13 protein-coding genes and 1 pseudogene are annotated in these 16018 nt (G+C 73.2%); 5 read left to right on the top strand and 9 right to left on the bottom strand.

The genetic code is table 11. The annotated features are described in order from the left end of the window. Positions 1-10: 10 nt before the first annotated feature. The 4 genes from ABD126_RS18515 to ABD126_RS18500 are packed head-to-tail and all read right to left on the bottom strand — an operon-like array spanning position 11 to position 2587. Entirely contained in the window at positions 11-721 is a 711-nt protein-coding gene (locus ABD126_RS18515; protein ID WP_343935116.1) for a hypothetical protein, read from the bottom strand. Next, on the bottom strand, positions 718-978 hold the full coding sequence (locus ABD126_RS18510; protein WP_343935115.1) for a WXG100 family type VII secretion target: 261 nt from the start codon (positions 976-978) through the stop codon (positions 718-720). The genes ABD126_RS18515 and ABD126_RS18510 overlap by 4 nt, the downstream gene beginning before the upstream one ends. Continuing rightward, the gene (locus ABD126_RS18505) at positions 975-2147 is read right to left on the bottom strand and encodes a PPE domain-containing protein (protein ID WP_343935114.1); all 1173 of its coding nucleotides are present in this window, start codon (positions 2145-2147) and stop codon (positions 975-977) included. Before ABD126_RS18505 ends, ABD126_RS18510 begins: the two co-directional genes overlap by 4 nt. Further along, positions 2144-2587 carry a hypothetical protein gene (locus ABD126_RS18500; protein ID WP_343935113.1) on the bottom strand — a complete coding sequence of 148 codons (444 nt, stop codon included), beginning with the start codon at positions 2585-2587 and terminating at the stop codon, positions 2144-2146. Before ABD126_RS18500 ends, ABD126_RS18505 begins: the two co-directional genes overlap by 4 nt. 106 nt (positions 2588-2693) lie before the next feature. On the opposite strand from ABD126_RS18500, the gene ABD126_RS18495 reads away from it, so the two are divergent. Both ABD126_RS18495 and ABD126_RS18490 read left to right on the top strand, forming a co-directional pair. Beyond that, positions 2694-3350, top strand: a complete 657-nt coding sequence (locus tag ABD126_RS18495; RefSeq protein WP_343935112.1) for a uridine kinase family protein — start codon at positions 2694-2696, stop codon at positions 3348-3350. A 640-nt stretch (positions 3351-3990) separates the two neighbouring features. Continuing rightward, positions 3991-5073, top strand: a complete 1083-nt coding sequence (locus tag ABD126_RS18490) for a lytic polysaccharide monooxygenase auxiliary activity family 9 protein (protein WP_343935111.1) — start codon at positions 3991-3993, stop codon at positions 5071-5073. A 106-nt stretch (positions 5074-5179) separates the two neighbouring features. On the opposite strand, the gene ABD126_RS18485 is transcribed toward ABD126_RS18490, so the two are convergent. From ABD126_RS18485 to ABD126_RS18465, 5 genes and pseudogenes are all read right to left on the bottom strand, one after another. Next, complete coding sequence (locus tag ABD126_RS18485; protein WP_343935241.1) at positions 5180-5962, bottom strand: energy-coupling factor ABC transporter ATP-binding protein; 783 nt, start codon at positions 5960-5962, stop codon at positions 5180-5182. A gap of 63 nt (positions 5963-6025) precedes the next feature. Then, positions 6026-6523 (bottom strand): annotated as a pseudogene (locus tag ABD126_RS18480) (energy-coupling factor transporter transmembrane component T family protein); the annotation flags it as partial. An 80-nt stretch (positions 6524-6603) separates the two neighbouring features. Continuing rightward, positions 6604-6891: a PDGLE domain-containing protein gene (locus ABD126_RS18475; RefSeq protein ID WP_343935110.1), complete on the bottom strand. Its 288-nt coding sequence runs from the start codon at positions 6889-6891 to the stop codon at positions 6604-6606. After that, complete coding sequence (locus ABD126_RS18470; protein ID WP_343935109.1) at positions 6888-7577, bottom strand: energy-coupling factor ABC transporter permease; 690 nt, start codon at positions 7575-7577, stop codon at positions 6888-6890. Before ABD126_RS18470 ends, ABD126_RS18475 begins: the two co-directional genes overlap by 4 nt. 239 nt (positions 7578-7816) lie before the next feature. Further along, positions 7817-9043, bottom strand: coding sequence for a YncE family protein (locus ABD126_RS18465; RefSeq protein WP_425542845.1), 1227 nt, complete (start codon positions 9041-9043; stop codon positions 7817-7819). Between the two features lie 123 nt (positions 9044-9166). Between ABD126_RS18465 and ABD126_RS18460 the strand changes: the two genes are divergently transcribed. The 3 genes from ABD126_RS18460 to ABD126_RS18450 all read left to right on the top strand — a co-directional run bounded on the left by ABD126_RS18460 (position 9167) and on the right by ABD126_RS18450 (position 15921). Continuing rightward, the gene (locus ABD126_RS18460) at positions 9167-10282 is read left to right on the top strand and encodes an RsbRD N-terminal domain-containing protein (protein ID WP_343935108.1); all 1116 of its coding nucleotides are present in this window, start codon (positions 9167-9169) and stop codon (positions 10280-10282) included. Positions 10283-10362: 80 nt separating this feature from the next. Further along, positions 10363-12837, top strand: coding sequence for a DEAD/DEAH box helicase (locus ABD126_RS18455; RefSeq protein WP_343935107.1), 2475 nt, complete (start codon positions 10363-10365; stop codon positions 12835-12837). 111 nt (positions 12838-12948) lie between these two features. Continuing rightward, positions 12949-15921: an AfsR/SARP family transcriptional regulator gene (locus ABD126_RS18450; RefSeq protein ID WP_343935106.1), complete on the top strand. Its 2973-nt coding sequence runs from the start codon at positions 12949-12951 to the stop codon at positions 15919-15921. Positions 15922-16018 lie beyond the last annotated feature (97 nt).

Raw genomic sequence — 16018 nt, 5'->3', positions numbered from 1 at the left:
GGGGGAACCCTCACCCGAGCCCCGCCAAGAACGCCGCCCCCGCCCGCCGCGCACCACCGTCGGCACCGGCCACACCACCGGAATCGTCGTACCCGCGCGCGACAATGGAATCGGGGGCCGGCGGCCGCCCACCGAACAACACGGAGGCCAACTCTTCCGCCGCCACCGAGAACCCGACCAGCGTTTCAGCGAAGCCCCCGCCCGCACCGGCAGGCGTGGCTTCGGTTCCCCGCAGGCGTTCGGCGACCCGGCGGGCCGCGGCGTGGTGGTCCCGTTCGAGCGCCCGCGCCTCCGCCAGCACCTCCTCCAGCCGCCGCGCCAACTCGTCGTGCCGGGCCACCGCCGCCGCGTGCGACTCGCCGTGCGCCGGGGTGAACGACGCCAACGCCCCGGTGTGGTCCACCTCGTCGGCGGCGTCCGCGAGCCCCCGGCGCAACCGCACCGCCCGCGCGTCCAACTCCTCCGCCCGCCGCCGGTTGCCCAGCAGCTCACCGGCCCACGCGTCGAGCACCTCCGCCGCCGCCCGCATCGCACGGCGCACCGCCGCCAACTCGGACACCACGGCCTCCCACCGCGCCGCCAACCCCTCCGCCGCCGCACCCGACCAGCCCGCGGGCACCGCCGGCACGTCCACACCCAGCGCACACCGCCGGCTCACCGCGGCGACGGCCTCCGCGTCACCCGGCGTCGGGTCGAACCCCAAACCCCGGTAGTCGGTCACGGCAACTCGTCCGCCCGCCGGTACGCCTCGCCCGCCTCCCGCACCGACACCGCCACGTCCGCCAACCCCACCGCCCGCAACCGGTCCACCCACCCGGCGACCAGCCCGTCGACCGCCTCGGTGATCCCCTGCGGCCCCAGGTCGCCCACCGAACCGTCCACAGCGGACACGACGTGGGCGAGTTCGTCGGCCGACTCGGCGAGCCGGTTCGCGTACCAGGCCAGCTCGTCCGGATCGACCCGGAAGCCGTCGCTCATTCGCCCAGCACCGGCGGGAACGCGGGCGGCAGGTCGTCGAGCAGGTCCAGGCCGTCGTCGTAGCGGTTGCGGTGCTCGCGGTCCTCTTCCCGGTTCGCCGGGGCCAACGGCGGGTACATGCCGTAACCCGCACCACCAGCCGCGGACCCCACGACCCCACCCCGAGCCGCCGCCACACCCGGCGCACCACCCAGCACACCAGCCGCCCCACCGGGCCCCATCGGCCCGAACCCGCCACCACCACGCCCGAACCCACCGGCCGCCGCCCCACCGGGCCCAAAGCCACCAGACCCGTAACCCGCAGCCCCACCAGACCCGTAACCCGCAGCCCCACCCGGCCCGTAACCCACCGCACCACCCGGCCCGGTCACCGCCGCACCACCCGGCCCGGTCACCGCCGCAACGGTCGTAGTGTCCTGCCGACCGGGCGCAGGCGTCTCCGGGTCGAACACCGGCCGCGCGGTCTGCTCCGCCGGAACCTGCTCCGCCGCGATCCGCGCACCCGGCGGCGCGGGGGCGTCGAACGTCGGCAACCCTTCGTGCACCCCGCGGCTGGCGTGCTCGTACGCCACCATCACGTCCACCGCCCGCGCCTTCGCCGCCTGCTGCTCCTCCTTGTCCGGCTTGTGGTCGTCCAGGAGCTGCCGCAGGAAGTACGCGCCCTCGGGCCCGTCGAGGGTCGTCACGTCGTACCCCTCGCGGAACCACTTCTCCGCGTCCGGGTGGACCGGCTCGGGCATCCGCCGCGCCGCCTCCTCCACCGCCGACGTGTACGCCGTCATGCCGGTGCCGACCCCGTACGCGCGGCGCGACGCGTCGGCCGCCCACTCCGTCAGCCGGGACGCCGACTCCGCCGCCACGACCGACGACGGCCCGTGCCACGACACGACCAGCCGCTGCACCAGCTGCTGGACGTCCCCGGTGGCGCGGTCCACCTCGGCGGCCAGGGCCTGCCAGTCGTGGGCGCGCTTGCCCATCCGGCCGGTGTCGGCGGACTTGACCATGTCCCACAGCTCGCGGTGGGTGTAGACGGCCCAGTTGATGTCGCCGAACTTCTCCGGCAGCCGGTTGGCCTCCTTCTGCCGCCGGACCCGCCGCGCCTTGCGCAACGCCCGCGCGCTCGGCCGGTGGTCGTCGGAGTGGAAGCGGTTCTTGCGCTGCTCGGTCACTTGCGCCTCATCGTGTCCGCGACGGCCTCGTCCTGGGTCTGGTGGGTGGTGCCGACCTGGCGCAGGGCCTCGCGCAACGCGCCCAGCTCGTCCAGGTAGGACCGCAACGCGCCCTGCACCCCGCTGTGCCCGCCGCGCAGCCCGAACGCCGCGCGCATGTGCCGGGCGACCGGGCCGCGGCCATCGCCGAACGGGCGTTCCAGCTCGACGGACTCCCCCAGCCGGGTCTCGATCTCGTCGTGCAGCCCGTCCAGCCGGCGCAGCGCCTCCGCCAGCTCGGCCGGGTCCAGCGCGATCCGGTCGCCGCCCTGCGCCACGACGTCCGCCGAGCCGGCCCCGGTGGGCGCGGCCACGTCCGGCGGGCGCTCGTGCCGCGGCTTGTCGCGTTCGAGGTCCTTGAGCAGCCGTCGAGCGTGTTCCTCGTCGCGCACGCGTTCCATGACCGACATCGTGGCGGGCCGTCGCGCTGAGTGCCAGCGCCGGTGCACAGCGGAGCACTTCCCCTGCACGCCCGGACAAGCGGTGGATGTGCGACCATTGCACCCCGTGCCGTCACCTGCCGTTCAGCCCCGCGTCGTGCTGCTCGCCGGTCCGTCCGGTTCGGGGAAGTCCACCCTCGCCGCCCACCTGGGCTGGCCCGTGCTGCGCCTGGACGACTTCTACCGCGAGGGCGACGACCCGGCGCTGCCGCGCGACGCGAACGGTCGGCCGGACTGGGACGCCGAGGAGTCGTGGCACACCGCGGACGCGCTGGCGGCCGTGATCGAACTGGCGACGACCGGCCGGGTCGAGGCCCCGGTTTACGTGCTGGGCGAGGACCGCCGGGTCGGGTGCCGGGTGGTGGAGGCGGACGGGCCGTTCATCGCGGAGGGCCTTTTCGCGGACCGGCTCGTGGCCGGCTGCCGCGAGGCGGGGGTGTTGGCGGACGCGATCGTGTTGACGCCCAACGCTTTCGTGACGTTCGTGCGGCGCTTCGCGAGGGACGTGGCAGAGGCGCGCAAGCCCGTGCCGCTGCTACTGCGGCGGGGGTTGCGGTTGTTGTGGGAGCAGCCCGGGGTGGTGCGACGGTGCGCGGCGGCGGGCATGCGACGCCTGGCCCCGCACCGCGCGGCGGAGGAGTTGGGGCGGCCTCCGGCCCCCGTCTCCATGGTCTCACGGGGGTCTGACATTCCCGCGGAAAACGCCTCAGAACCAGCCCACTAAACCCGCCGCGCCCGCCCAACACCCACACCCACACCCACCCGCACCCGCACCGGCACCGGCACCGGCACCGGCACCGGCACCGGCCAGCTTCGCACCACCGCCCCCACGCGTACGGGCTTTTTCGCACGCACGGCTTTTCCGCGCACAGCGCGGCTTTTCCGCGCTCCCCGCTCCCCGCTCCCCACTCCCCGCTCCGCGCTCAGCTCAGCTCAGCTCTTCGCCGCGCTCCGCGCGGCGGTGCATTCATGCACAAACCGAGGGCTTCGTGTCCCCCACCGTATGGCCTGCCCGAAGGGCTACCGCACTTTCCCGGGGTCGGGCCAAAAAGTTTTGCGAGGGACGAGCAAAAGTTTTTCGACCGACCCCGGGAAAGTGTGGTCGGCTCCGCCAGGCCATGCGGTGGGGGACACGACGCCCGTCACCCCCACTGGCGGCCTCCAGGCCGCCCTTGATCTTGAGAGCGCGAAGCGCGTCCGCTTGAGAGCGCGAAGCGCGTCCGAGCTAGAGAGCGCGGAGCGGTGACCCGTTGAGACGGGCGAACTAGGCCATAAGGCGGCATTTCGTTCACAGAACGGCACCGGCCCGTTACAGTCAGCCCGTCTGGGAGCGCTCCCAGAACCTCGACGAGGAGGTGACGTACGTGACGACCCGACGATGGTTCGCCGCGGCGGCGCTCGCTGCCGCCGGGCTGCTGGTCGCCGTGCTCGTGAACGCGACGACGGCGTCCGCCCACGGCGCCATGATGAAACCCGGCAGCCGCACGTACCTGTGCTGGCAGGACGGCCTGACCCCGCAGGGCAACATCGTCCCGGTCAACCCGGCCTGCGACGCCGCGGTGAAGGCCGGCGGCACCAACGCGCTCTACAACTGGTTCGGCGTGCTGCGCTCCGACGGCGCCGGCCGGATGGCGGGTTTCATCCCGGACGGCAAGCTCTGCAGCGGCAACAACCCCACGTTCTCGGGCTTCGACATCGCCCGTGACGACTACCCGGTGACCCACCTGACCGCGGGCGCCAACTTCAACTACGCCTACAACATGTGGGCCCACCACCCGGGCACCTTCCGGCTCTACGTCACCAAGGACAGCTGGAGCCCGAACCGCCCGCTGGCGTGGAGCGACCTGGAGTCCACGCCGTTCCTGTCGGTCACCGACCCGCCCCGCTCGGGCTCGGTCGGCACGGCGGAGGGCCACTACTACTGGAGCGGTCGGCTCCCGTCGGGCAAGTCCGGCCGGCACATCGTCTACTCGGTGTGGCAGCGCTCGGACTCGACGGAGACCTTCTACAACTGCTCCGACGTCGTCTTCGACGGCGGCAACGGCGAGGTGACCGGCGTCGGCCGGCCCGGCGGCACCACCCCGCCCACCACCACGACGACGACCACCACAACCACCACCACCACGACCCCTCCCCCGTCGGGGTCGCACTGCATGGCGATCTACAAGATCACCAGCACCTGGAACGGCGGCTTCCAGGGCGAGGTCGAGATCATGAACCACAGCACCAGCCCGTACAACGGCTGGACCGCGAAGTGGACGTTCTCCGGCGGCCAGACCATCACCAACGTCTGGAACGGCGTGAAGTCCGGCTCGGGCGCCGAGGTGGTCGTCAAGAACGCGGAGTGGAACCGGACCGTGGGCGTCGAGCAATCGGTGACCTTCGGCTTCACCGCGAGCACGACCGGCACCAACCCGCTACCCGAAGTGACCTGCACCAGCCCGTAGGCCCCATCCCGTAGGACCCGGCTCGTGGGCGCTGCACCCACGCACAGCACCCGCGCACTGCACCCACGCACAGCGCCCACGAGCCGCTCAAACCAAGCGCCACCAGCTAGTCCAGGCGAAAGCCGTACGGGAGTTCAAGCCGATGCCGCGCCAACAGGTCCGCGTCGGCGAGGATTTCGCGGGTCGGGCCGTCCGCCACCACCACGCCGCCGTCGACGAGCACGCTGCGCGGGCACATCTGAAGCGCGTACGGCAGGTCGTGGGTGACCATCAGCATCGTCCGGTCCAGGCCCAGCAGGACCTCGGCCAGCTCGCGCCGCGCGACCGGTTCCAGGTTCGCCGACGGCTCGTCCAGCACCAGGACCTCCGGGTCGCACGCCAGCACGGTCGCCAACGCCACCCGCCGGCGCTGACCACCGGACAGGTGCAGCGGCGAGCGGTCGGCCACGTCGGACATCCCGACCGCCGCCAGCGCCGCCCGGACCCGCTCGTCCAACTCCTCCCCGCGCAGCCCGAAGTTCGCCGGGCCGAACGCCACGTCCTGGCGCACGGTGGGCAGGAAGAGCTGGTCGTCGGGGTCCTGGAAGACCACGCCCACCCGACGCCGGATCTCGCGCAGGTTCTCCTTGGTCACCGGCAGGCCCGCGACCTCGATCCGCCCCGAGCCCCCGCTCAGCACGCCGTTCAGGTGCAGCACGAAGGTCGTCTTGCCCGCGCCGTTCGGGCCGAGCACCGCCACCCGCTCGCCGCGTTCGACGCGCAGGTTCACCCCGTAGAGGGCCTGGTGGCCGTCCGGGTAGGCGAACGCGAGCTTCTCCACCAGCAACGCGGGCGCGGTCGTCGTCGCGGGCACCGCTTCCACCGCCACGCTCCCCCGCCCGTCCGGCATCCGGCCCGTCCAGCCGCGCGACACCATAGCCAGGTGCACGCGCTCGCCGCGCTCGTAGGACCGGATGAACAGGCTGCCGACGCCCTTCGCGGTGGCGCCCAACTGCCACAGGAAGCGCGGGTCGTCGCCGCGGGAGATGCGGGCGACGCGCATGCGCTTGGCCTCGGCGACCACGACCTCGGCGTAGCGCAGCATGAGCGTGGCGATGGTGACCAGCACCGACGGCATGCGCAGGCGTTGCAGGCCCAGCAGCAGGTCCTGCGGCGCGGTCGTGGCGGCCAGGGTCAGCGACACCAGGACGCCGAGCGTGCCCTTGGCCAGGATGTTCCAGCCGGCCAGCGCGCCTTCGACGGACACCGCCACGCCGAAGAAGTCCGCGTACGGGGCGTGGCCGGTGAACGGCAGTGCGAAGGCCAGCACCACGAACGGCAGCTCGATCAAAGCGCGCGACGCGAACCACGTCGGCGGGATGCGGGCGACGAACCACACGGCCGTGATCGCCAGCAGGTAGATCCCGAACGCGGGGAACGCCTCGCGCGGCGTGGCCACCACGCACAGCACCGAGACCACCGCGGCGACGATCTTGACCTGCGGCGGGAGGCGGTGCACCGGCGAGTCGCCCGGCCGGTGCAGGACGCCGTTCACCGGGCCGTCGGCGAACGCTTGCGCAGCAACCAGAACAGCCCGCCGGCCACGACCAGCGTCAACACCACGCCGACCACGCCGGCCAGGCCGGTGAACCGGTCGTCGCCGCCGAGCGCGTAGTCGGCGAACGGGCCGTCGGCCAGCGGGTGGTCCCGGGCGTGCTCGGCGATGCCGTGCTCCTCGGTGACGAAGTCGAGCCCGTCGGGGTCGGAGCTGGCGAAGTAGGACACCGCGCCCGCGAGCACCAGGCTCACCAGCGCGAACCACACGAAGAAGCGCTTCACGCCTTCAGCTCCAGCTTCTGCGGCACGCCGCGCAGCAGGTACACCAGGTCGGGTCGGGCGGCGGCGACGGCGGTGACCGTGGCGGCCGTGATGATGCCCTCGCCGATGCCGATCAGGACGTGCACGCCCAGCACGGCGGTGGCGACGGTGCCGAACGAGACCCCGCCCGCGCCGCCGATCGCGTACTCCACGACGAAGCCGAAGCTCGCCAGCACGGTGTTGACCAGCGCGGACAGGAACGCGACCAGCGCCAGGCCGCCCTTGCCGCGCTTGGCCAGGCCGCGCAGGGCGACGGCGGTCAGGTAGCCGACGGCGGTGCCGATCAGGGCCATGTTGGTGACGTTCGCGCCCAGCGCCGTCACGCCGCCGTCGGCGAAGAACAGCGACTGCACCACCAGCACGATCGTCACGCACAGCGCGCCGACCCACGGTCCGACCAGGATCGCGGCGAGCGCGCCGCCCAGCAGGTGCCCGCTGACGCCGGGCAGCACGGGGAAGTTGAGCATCTGGGTGGCGAACACGAACGCCGCCACCAGGCCCGCGAGCGGCGCGGTGCGGTCGTCCAGGTCACCCCGGGCCTTGGCGAGGGCGACGCCGACCCCCACCACGGCGACCGCGACGAACAGCAGCGACGTCGGCGCGTTGAGCAGGCCGTCGCTCATGTGCATGGCTACCGGTTCGGACACGGTCAACACGGTAATTGCCAGTACCCCGCTATGGCCAGCAGCGTGCAACAAAGCACCTGTGAGGTCAGCCGCCCGGCGCAGTCCAACCTACCGCGCCCAAGGCGGTCACGCGGGGTGGAACGGGCCCGGCAGGCACGGCCCCGCCGACCCCGCCGACCCCGCCGAACCAGCCGGACCAGCCGGACCCCCGGACCCGCCGGACCTCCGCCTCAACCCACCGCCGAACCGACCCGCCCCACTCAACCCACCGCCGGACCGGTCCAGCCGGCGGGCACGTGCCCGATGCGGACGCGCTGCGGGTGGTCGCCCACCGGCACCGAAGTGATCTTGCGGCCGGTCGCGAAGTCGATCGCGGTCACCCGGTCCGCGCCGCTCTCGGAGATCACGCACGCCTTGCCGTCACCGCTGACCGTGGCCCAGTACGGCTTGGCCGCCGGGACGAGCGGCCCCTCGGCGAGGGTCTCTCGATCCACGACCGTGGCGTAGTCGTCCATGGTCCCCGCGACGCACAGCTTGGTGCCGGCCGGGTTCATCGACATGCCGTGGTGGCGGGAGTCGTTGACCCAGGTGGTGCGGTCCTCGCTGGTCGCCGGGTTCTTGGGCAGGGTCTTGGCGCGGGTGATGCGGTCGGCGGCGACGTCGTACTCCAGGAAGCCGTTGAAGAACGACACCTGGAAGTACAGCTTGGACTCGTCGGGCGTGAACGCCACCGGGCGCACCGAGTCGGACAGGTCGGAGCGGCCGAACGCGTCCAGGCGCTGCCGCATGTCGATCACCTTGACCTGCTGGAACGTGGCGGCGTCCACGACGGTGACGCGGCGGTCGCCCTTGGTGAAGTCCAGCCACGGCGCGTCGAGGTCGGTGTTGACTTCGCCGATGGACATGTTCCACAGGCGGGTGCCGCCGTCGGTGTAGACGTTCTCGTGCGGCTTGTCCCCGGCGGCGAACCGGCCGACCTCGCGGCCGGTGGTGATGTCGAGGACGTGGACGGTGTTGGAGGTCGAGGCGGACACCGCGACCCGGCGGCCGTCCGGCGACACGGTCATGTGGTCGGAGCGGAAGCCGGACACCGGGAACCGCCACTTGACGCGGCCGGTGGCCAGGTCGATGGACACCACGTCGGCGAAGCTCGGCCGGGAGGCGACCACGGCCGTGCCGTCGGGGGTGGTGAACATGTCGTCGACGAACTGGTCGTGGCCCTCGCCGGGACCGTTGCGGATGCCGAGGAAGAAGGCGAGCTTGATCGGGTTGAGGTAGATCTCCCGCAACCGCTCCTCGCGGTCGGGGATGACGTTGACGCGGGCGATCCCGGCGAAGTCGCCGGTGGCGGCGATGACGTCGGCGGTGCCGTCCCAGTTGTTGCCGACGAACATCACCTGGCGCAGGGGTGGTTCGGCGGTGGCCGGCGCGGAGGTCGCGAGCAGGGCGCACGCGGCGAGCAGGGCCGCCGTTCGGAGTGGTCGCACGGAGGGACACCTTTCGGCTGGGGTGGCGACCAGGGAAGCGGTTTTCGGCGGTCCGGCGGTAGGGGAACGCGCCCAACGACCCGCAAGCTCGTTGTGCCAGTGCCACAACTTCGAGGGGGCGCGGTGCGCGACGAGCTGGTGCAACTGGTGTTCCGGGACATGGCGACGGACGGGCGCGTGGTCGAGGAGCTGGTCCGGGTGGCGCGGCGCAGCTCGGCGGACGTGGCGGCGCTGCCGGAGGCCGAGACGCGGCGGCACGTGCGGGTGCTGCTCGCCGCCGCGCTGGACTTCTTCGAACGGCCGGGCGAGCCCGACGAGCGCCACTTCGCCGCCGCCGAGGCGCTGGGCGCGGACCGGGCGGCGCAGGGCATCTCGATCGACGGCCTGCTGCGGGGCGTCCAGGCGGGTCGGGCGGAGGCGATGAGGATCGCCACCGCGCGGGGCCGGGCGGCGGGCGTGCCGACGGAGGCGATCCTGGAGGCGGTGCTGGACATGGACCGCTACACGGGGGCGTTGGAGCGGCACGTGGTCCACGGCTACCACACGGCCGAACTGGAGCTGTCCCGCACGACCCGCGACGCCGCCACCCACCTGCTGCGCCGCCTGCTGCTGGACGACGACGCGGTGGCCCCGGCGGAGCTGGCCCGGGCCGGCCTGGCCCCGGACCGCCGCTACCACTGCCTGGTCTCGGACGTGAGCGACCCCGGCCGGGCGCGGGTGCTGGAGCAGCACCTGCGCCGGTCGGGCGGGGTGTTCGGGCTGGTGGAGGGCCGGTTGACCGGCCTGGCCGCCCGCGTGCCCGCCGCCGTGCCCGGGGTGCTGCTGGTGGTGGCGCCGGCGTTGACGCTGGACGGGGTGCACGCCGTGCACCCGCTGTGCGTGGCGGCGCTGGGTCGGGCGGGCGCGGGCGCGACCGGGGTGCGGCACCTGACCGACCTGGCGGGCGAGGTCGCGCTGCACGCCCAACCGGTGCTCGCCGACCTGCTGGCGAACTCCCTCCCGGGCCTGGACCGCGCGGACGACTTCCACCGCGAACTGGTCGCCACGGCGATGGTCTACCTCGACCACGGCCAACGCCTGGGCCACGCCGCCGCCGCGCTGCACGTCCACCCGAACACGGTGCGGTACCGGCTGGACCGGCTGGCCGAGATCACCGGCACGCGGTGGGACGACGACCCTTCCCCGGTCCTCACGAGCCTGCGCCGCTGGTGGTCGCTGCACGTCTGGCTGAACCGGTGAACAAGCGCCGGGCCCGGCGGCCGAGCACGTGCGGGTCGTCGAGGTCGGCGCCGGCGCGGGACCCCCTATGATCTGCTGCGATGACTCTCACCGACCTGCTGCCGCCCACCCCCGACGCCGACCTCCTCTACGACACCTTCGCCGAGTGGGCCCAGCAGCGGGGGCTTGAGCTGTACCCCGCGCAGCAGGAGGCGCTCATCGAGATCGTCTCCGGGTCGAACGTCATCCTCAGCACACCCACCGGCTCGGGCAAGAGCCTGGTCGCGATCGGCGCCCACTTCGCCGCCCTCGCCGAAGGCAAGCGGACCTACTACACCGCGCCCATCAAGGCCCTCGTCTCCGAGAAGTTCTTCGCCCTCATCGACACGTTCGGCGCCGAGAACGTCGGCATGATGACCGGCGACGCCAGCGTCAACGAGACCGCCCCGATCATCTGCTGCACCGCCGAGATCCTGGCCAACATCGCGCTGCGCGACGGCGAGCGGGCCGACGTCGGCCAGGTGGTCATGGACGAGTTCCACTTCTACTCCGAACCCGACCGCGGCTGGGCGTGGCAGGTCCCGCTGATCGAGCTGCCCCAGGCGCAGTTCCTCCTGATGTCGGCCACCCTCGGCGACGTCGCCTTCTTCGAGAAGGACCTCACCCGCCGCACCGGCCGCCCGACCACCACGGTCCGCTCCGCCCAGCGGCCGGTCCCGCTGAACTTCCAGTACGTCCTCACCCCGCTGCACGAGACCATCGAGGAACTCCTGCACGGCCGCGAGGCCCCGATCTACGTCGTCCACTTCACCCAGGCCTCCGCCCTCGAACGCGCCCAGGCCCTGATGAGCGTCAACGTCGCCACCCGCGCCGAGAAGGACGCCATCGCCGCCATGATCGGCCGGTTCCGGTTCACCTCCGGGTTCGGCAAGACGCTCTCGCGCCTGGTCCGGCACGGCATCGGCGTGCACCACGCGGGCATGCTGCCCAAGTACCGCCGCCTGGTCGAACAGCTCGCGCAGGCCGGCCTGCTGAAGGTCATCTGCGGCACGGACACGCTCGGCGTCGGCATCAACGTCCCGATCCGGACGGTCGTCTTCACCGCGCTGTCCAAGTACGACGGCACCCGCACCCGCCACCTCAAGGCGCGCGAGTTCCACCAGATCGCGGGGCGCGCCGGCCGAGCCGGGTACGACACCGTCGGCACGGTCGTCGTCCAGGCCCCCGACCACGTCGTGGAGAACGAGAAAGCGCTGGCCAAGGCGGGTGACGACCCGAAGAAGCGGCGCAAGGTGGTGCGCAAGAAGGCGCCCGAGGGGTTCGTGTCCTGGAGCGACCAGACCTTCGAGCGCCTGAAGAACGCCGAGCCCGAGCCGCTCACGTCCAGCTTCCAGGTCAGCCACGCGATGCTGCTCAACGTGATCGGCCGCCCCGGCGACACGTTCGCCGCCATGCGCCACCTGCTGGAGGACAACCACGAGGACCGGCCCGCGCAGCGCAAGCACATCCTGCGGGCGATCTCGATGTACCGGGCGCTGCTCGCGGCGGGCGTGGTGGAGCGCGAGGGCGACCACATCCGGCTCACCGTGGACCTCCAGGTCAACTTCGCGCTCAACCAGCCGCTGTCGCCGTTCGCGCTGGCCGCGATCGAGCTGCTGGACCGGGAGTCCCCGTCCTACGCGCTGGACGTCCTGTCCGTCATCGAGTCCACATTGGACGACCCGCGCCAGGTGCTGTCCGCGCAGGAGCACAAGGCGCGCGGCGAGGCCATCGGCGCGATGAAGTCCGAGGGCATCGAGTACGACCAGCGGATGGAGCTGCTGGAGGACGTCACCCATCCCAAGCCGCTGGCGGAGCTGCTGGAGGCGGCGTTCACCACCTACCGGCGCGGGCACCCGTGGGTCGCCGACCACCACCTGTCGCCCAAGTCGGTGGTGCGGGACATGTTCGAGCGGGCGATGACGTTCGCCGAGTACGTGTCGTACTACCAGCTCGCCCGGTCCGAAGGTCTGGTGCTTCGGTACCTCGCCGACGCCTACAAGGCGCTGCGCCAGACCGTGCCGGGCGACGCGAAGACCGAGGAGCTGTCCGACCTGGAGGAGTGGCTGGGCGAACTGGTCCGCCAGGTCGACTCCAGCCTCATCGACGAGTGGGAGAAGTTGCGCAACCCGGCCGACGACACGGTCGTGGACGACGCGCCGCCGGCGGTCACGCGCAACATGAGGGCGTTCCGCGTCCTGGTGCGCAACGCGTTGTTCCGCCGCGTGGAGCTGGCCGCCCGGCGCAACTACTACGAGCTGGGGCAACTCGACGGCGACTCGGGCTGGACCGCCGAGGACTGGCAGGACGCGCTGGAGCCGTACTTCGAGGAGCACGACGAGATCGGCATCGGCCCGGACGCGCGCGGCCCGCAGCTGCTGGTGATCACCGAGGAGCCCGGCCGCTGGACGGTCCGCCAGATCTTCGACGACCCCGCGAAGGACCACGACTGGGGGTTCACCGCCGAGGTCGACCTCGCCGAGTCCGACGAGGCCGGCACCGCGGCGCTGCGGATCACCGAAGTCGGCCGGCTCTAGGCGACTTCGGGGCCGATCGGCGGCGAGCCGGGCGTTCGGGGCCATCCGGTGGTACTCCGGACAGGGTCGGAGTACCAGCATGTCAAGGTCTCTACGGGGAGCGGAGGCGAGTTGACCCTGTCGCAGGACGAGTTCGGGGTGCTCGGACCGCTGGTGGTCCGCCGGGACGGGAGGACCGTCCCGATCACCGCCGCGAAGCACCGGATCGTCCTGGCGACGCTGCTGCTCGGCGCGAACCGGTCGGTGCCGGCCAGCGACCTGATCCGCCGCGTGTGGGGCGAGGTGACCCCCGACCGGGCCGCCCAGACGCTGCCGGTCTACGTGATGCGGCTGCGCCGCGCGCTGGGCGACCCGCCGCTGATCCACACCACCCCGACCGGCTACCGCATCGACCTGCCGCGCGACGCGCTGGACCTGCACCGGTTCGCCGACCTGGCCGAGCGGGGCGCGGCGCTGGCGGCGGCGCGGGACTTCGAGGGGGCGCGGGCGGTCTACGAGCAGGCGCTGGGGCACTGGCGCGGGTCGGCGCTGGCCGACGTGCCGTCGGAGTCGCTGCACGAGACCGAGGTGCCCAACCTGACCGAGCAGCGGCTGCGGGTGACCTCGGAGCTGATCGACGTGAAGCTGCGGCTGGGCCGGTGCGACGAGGTGATCGCCGACCTGCGCCGGCTGACCGCGCAGCACCCGCTGCGGGAACGGTTCTGGTCGCAGCTGATGGTGGCGCTGTACCGGGCGGACCGGCAGGCCGACGCGCTGGACGCCTACCGGCAGGCGTCCACGGCCCTGGCCCGCGAGCTGGGCGTGGACCCCAGCGACCGGCTGCGGGCGGTGCACCACGCGATCCTCACCGGCGACCCGTCGCTGCACCAGCCGGCCGCCGACACGTGGGCCCCGGTGTCGCAACTGCCCGCTCCCGTGGGCAACTTCGTGGGGCGGGCCGCCGAACTGGCCCGGGTGACGGCGCTGCTGACGCGGGCGGCGGCGACCGTCGTGGTGTGCGGTCCGCCGGGGGTGGGCAAGACGGCGTTCGCGACGGCCGTGGGGCACGCGGTGCGCGAGCGGTACCCCGACGGGCAGCTGTACGTGAACCTGCGCGGCCACTCCACGTCCCCGCCGCTGACCACCTCCGCGGTGCTGGCCCGGTTCCTGCGGGCGATGGGCGTGCGGGCCGACCACATCCCGGTGGACGAGGAGGACCTGGTCCGCGGCTACCGGGCGCGGCTGCGCGGCCGGCGGGTCCTGATCACGCTGGACAACGCGGCGTCGGTGGAGCAGGTGCTGCCGCTGCTGCCCGGCGACCCGGGCTGCTCGGTGGTCGTCACCAGCCGCAACGAGCTGCGCAAACCGTTGCGGGCCACGCTGGTGCGGCTGGACGTGCTGCGCGGCGACGAGGCGTGGAAGCTGCTGGCCCGGTCGCTGGGGCCGGAGGCGGCGGTGGCGCAGTTCGACGCGATCGCCGAGCTGGCCCGGCTGTGCGGGTACCTGCCGCTGGCGCTGCGCATCGCGCTGGGCAACCTGGTCGGGGCGGCCCACCTGGACGTCGAGTCCTATGTGGACGAGCTGCGCGGCGGTGACCGCCTGGCGGCGCTGGCCGTGGACAACGACGACACCGCCGCGATCCGCCGGGCGTTCGACCTGTCCTACGCGGCCCTGCCCGACGACGCGGCCCGCCTGTTCCGCCTGGTCGGCCTGGTGCCCGGCCCGGACTTCAGCGCCGCCGGCGCGGCGGCCCTGCTGGACGCGCCCCTGCCCGAGGCCCAGCGCCTGCTGGGCGAGCTGGCGTCGGCGCACCTGGTGCAGCGGGTCGGCGCGGACCGGTTCGTGCTGCACGACCTGCTCAACGACTACGCGGCCGACCGGGCCGCGTTCGAGGGCGAGGACCTGGCGGCGGCCCGGCGGCGGCTGTTCGACTGGTACCTGCGCACGGCGGTCGAGGTCGGCGACGTCCTGTACCCCGAGCTGCGCCACACCCGGTCCGGCCCGCCGACCATGACCGCCGACGCCGCGCGGGCGTGGCTGACCGCGGAACGCCCCAGCGTCCTGGCCGCGACCGAGCACTGCGCCGAGCACGGCCCGTTGCCGCTGTCGTGGCAGCTGATCGACGCGGTCAGCGGCTACTTCGGCTCGCACGGCCACCACGTGGAGTTCGTGCACGCCATCGCCGCCGCGCTCGATGCCGCGCGGCGGGCGGGCGACCACGACGCGGAGACGTCCATGCTGGTCTGGCTGGCCGCCGAGCACCGGAACCTGGGCGACCTGCGCGGGGCGCGGCGGTTCCTGCGGGAGGCGTCCCCGTCCGGGCGGACGCTGTGGCTGCACGCCGGGCTGGCCGGCGTGGTGAACCTGGAGCTGGGCGACTTCGCCGGGGCGCGGGCGTCGTTCACCCGGTTGACGGACCTCAGCGCGGTGATGCCGGAGGTCCCGCACGTCCGGATCGCGGCGCTGGCGGGCCTGGGCGCGCTGCACCTCATGCGGGGCGAGCTGGGCCCGGCGACCGAGTGCCTGACCGAGGGGTTGGCCCTGGCCAGGGCGGCGGACGGCGAGAACCTGGAGGCGGCCTGCGCGGCCCTGCTGGGCCGCTGCCACACGGCCGGCGGAGACTACGGCCGGGGCGTGGCCCTGCTGCGGCACGCCCTGGCGAACTGGTACCGGACCGGGGTCCGCCACGCGCGGGCCGAGGGGATGGCGCACCTGGCGACCGCGTTGTGCCTGGCGGGTGAGCACGCGGAGGCGCTGCGGACCGCGCAGCGGGCGTTGGCGCTGGTCCAGGAGCTGGGCGGGAGTCCGCGCATCGAGTCGGAGGTCCACAACGCGCTGGGGTTGGCGCTGCGGCACCTCGGCAAGCCGGGGCGGGCGGTGGCGGCGCACCTGAGGGCGTTGGAGCTGGCTACGGCTTGTGACTACCGGTACGGGGTCGCCAGGTCCCATGTCCACCTCGTTCGGGCCATGGCCGAGGACGGGCGTCGGGCCGACGCGCTGCGGCACGCGCGGATCGGGCACGAGTTGTCGGTGACGGGCGGGTTCGGCGCGTTCGCCGGCACCGCGGAATCCCTGCTCACCGAACTGGGCGCGCCCCTGCCCTGACCGGATCACGGCCCGCCGATCGAGACCACTGCCCTCGGGCGTTGACCTCGTCGCGGGCCGGCGGGAGCATCGGGGTCCTGGGTGGCGGATCGGTGGG

Origin of the sequence: Saccharothrix mutabilis subsp. mutabilis (assembly GCF_039521145.1) — a bacterium.
In the GTDB taxonomy this organism is placed as follows: domain Bacteria; phylum Actinomycetota; class Actinomycetes; order Mycobacteriales; family Pseudonocardiaceae; genus Actinosynnema; species Actinosynnema mutabilis.
This window is presented reverse-complemented; position numbering and strand designations above follow the sequence as displayed.

Bases quoted from the DNA above. Each gene is read 5' to 3' on its own strand.
- ABD126_RS18510 (WP_343935115.1), bottom strand. From the start codon at position 978: ATGAGCGACGGCTTCCGGGTCGATCCGGACGAGCTGGCCTGGTACGCG.
- ABD126_RS18500 (WP_343935113.1), bottom strand. From the start codon at position 2,587: ATGGAACGCGTGCGCGACGAGGAACACGCTCGACGGCTGCTCAAGGAC.
- ABD126_RS18485 (WP_343935241.1), bottom strand. From the start codon at position 5,962: ATGCCGGACGGGCGGGGGAGCGTGGCGGTGGAAGCGGTGCCCGCGACG.
- ABD126_RS18455 (WP_343935107.1), top strand. From the start codon at position 10,363: ATGACTCTCACCGACCTGCTGCCGCCCACCCCCGACGCCGACCTCCTC.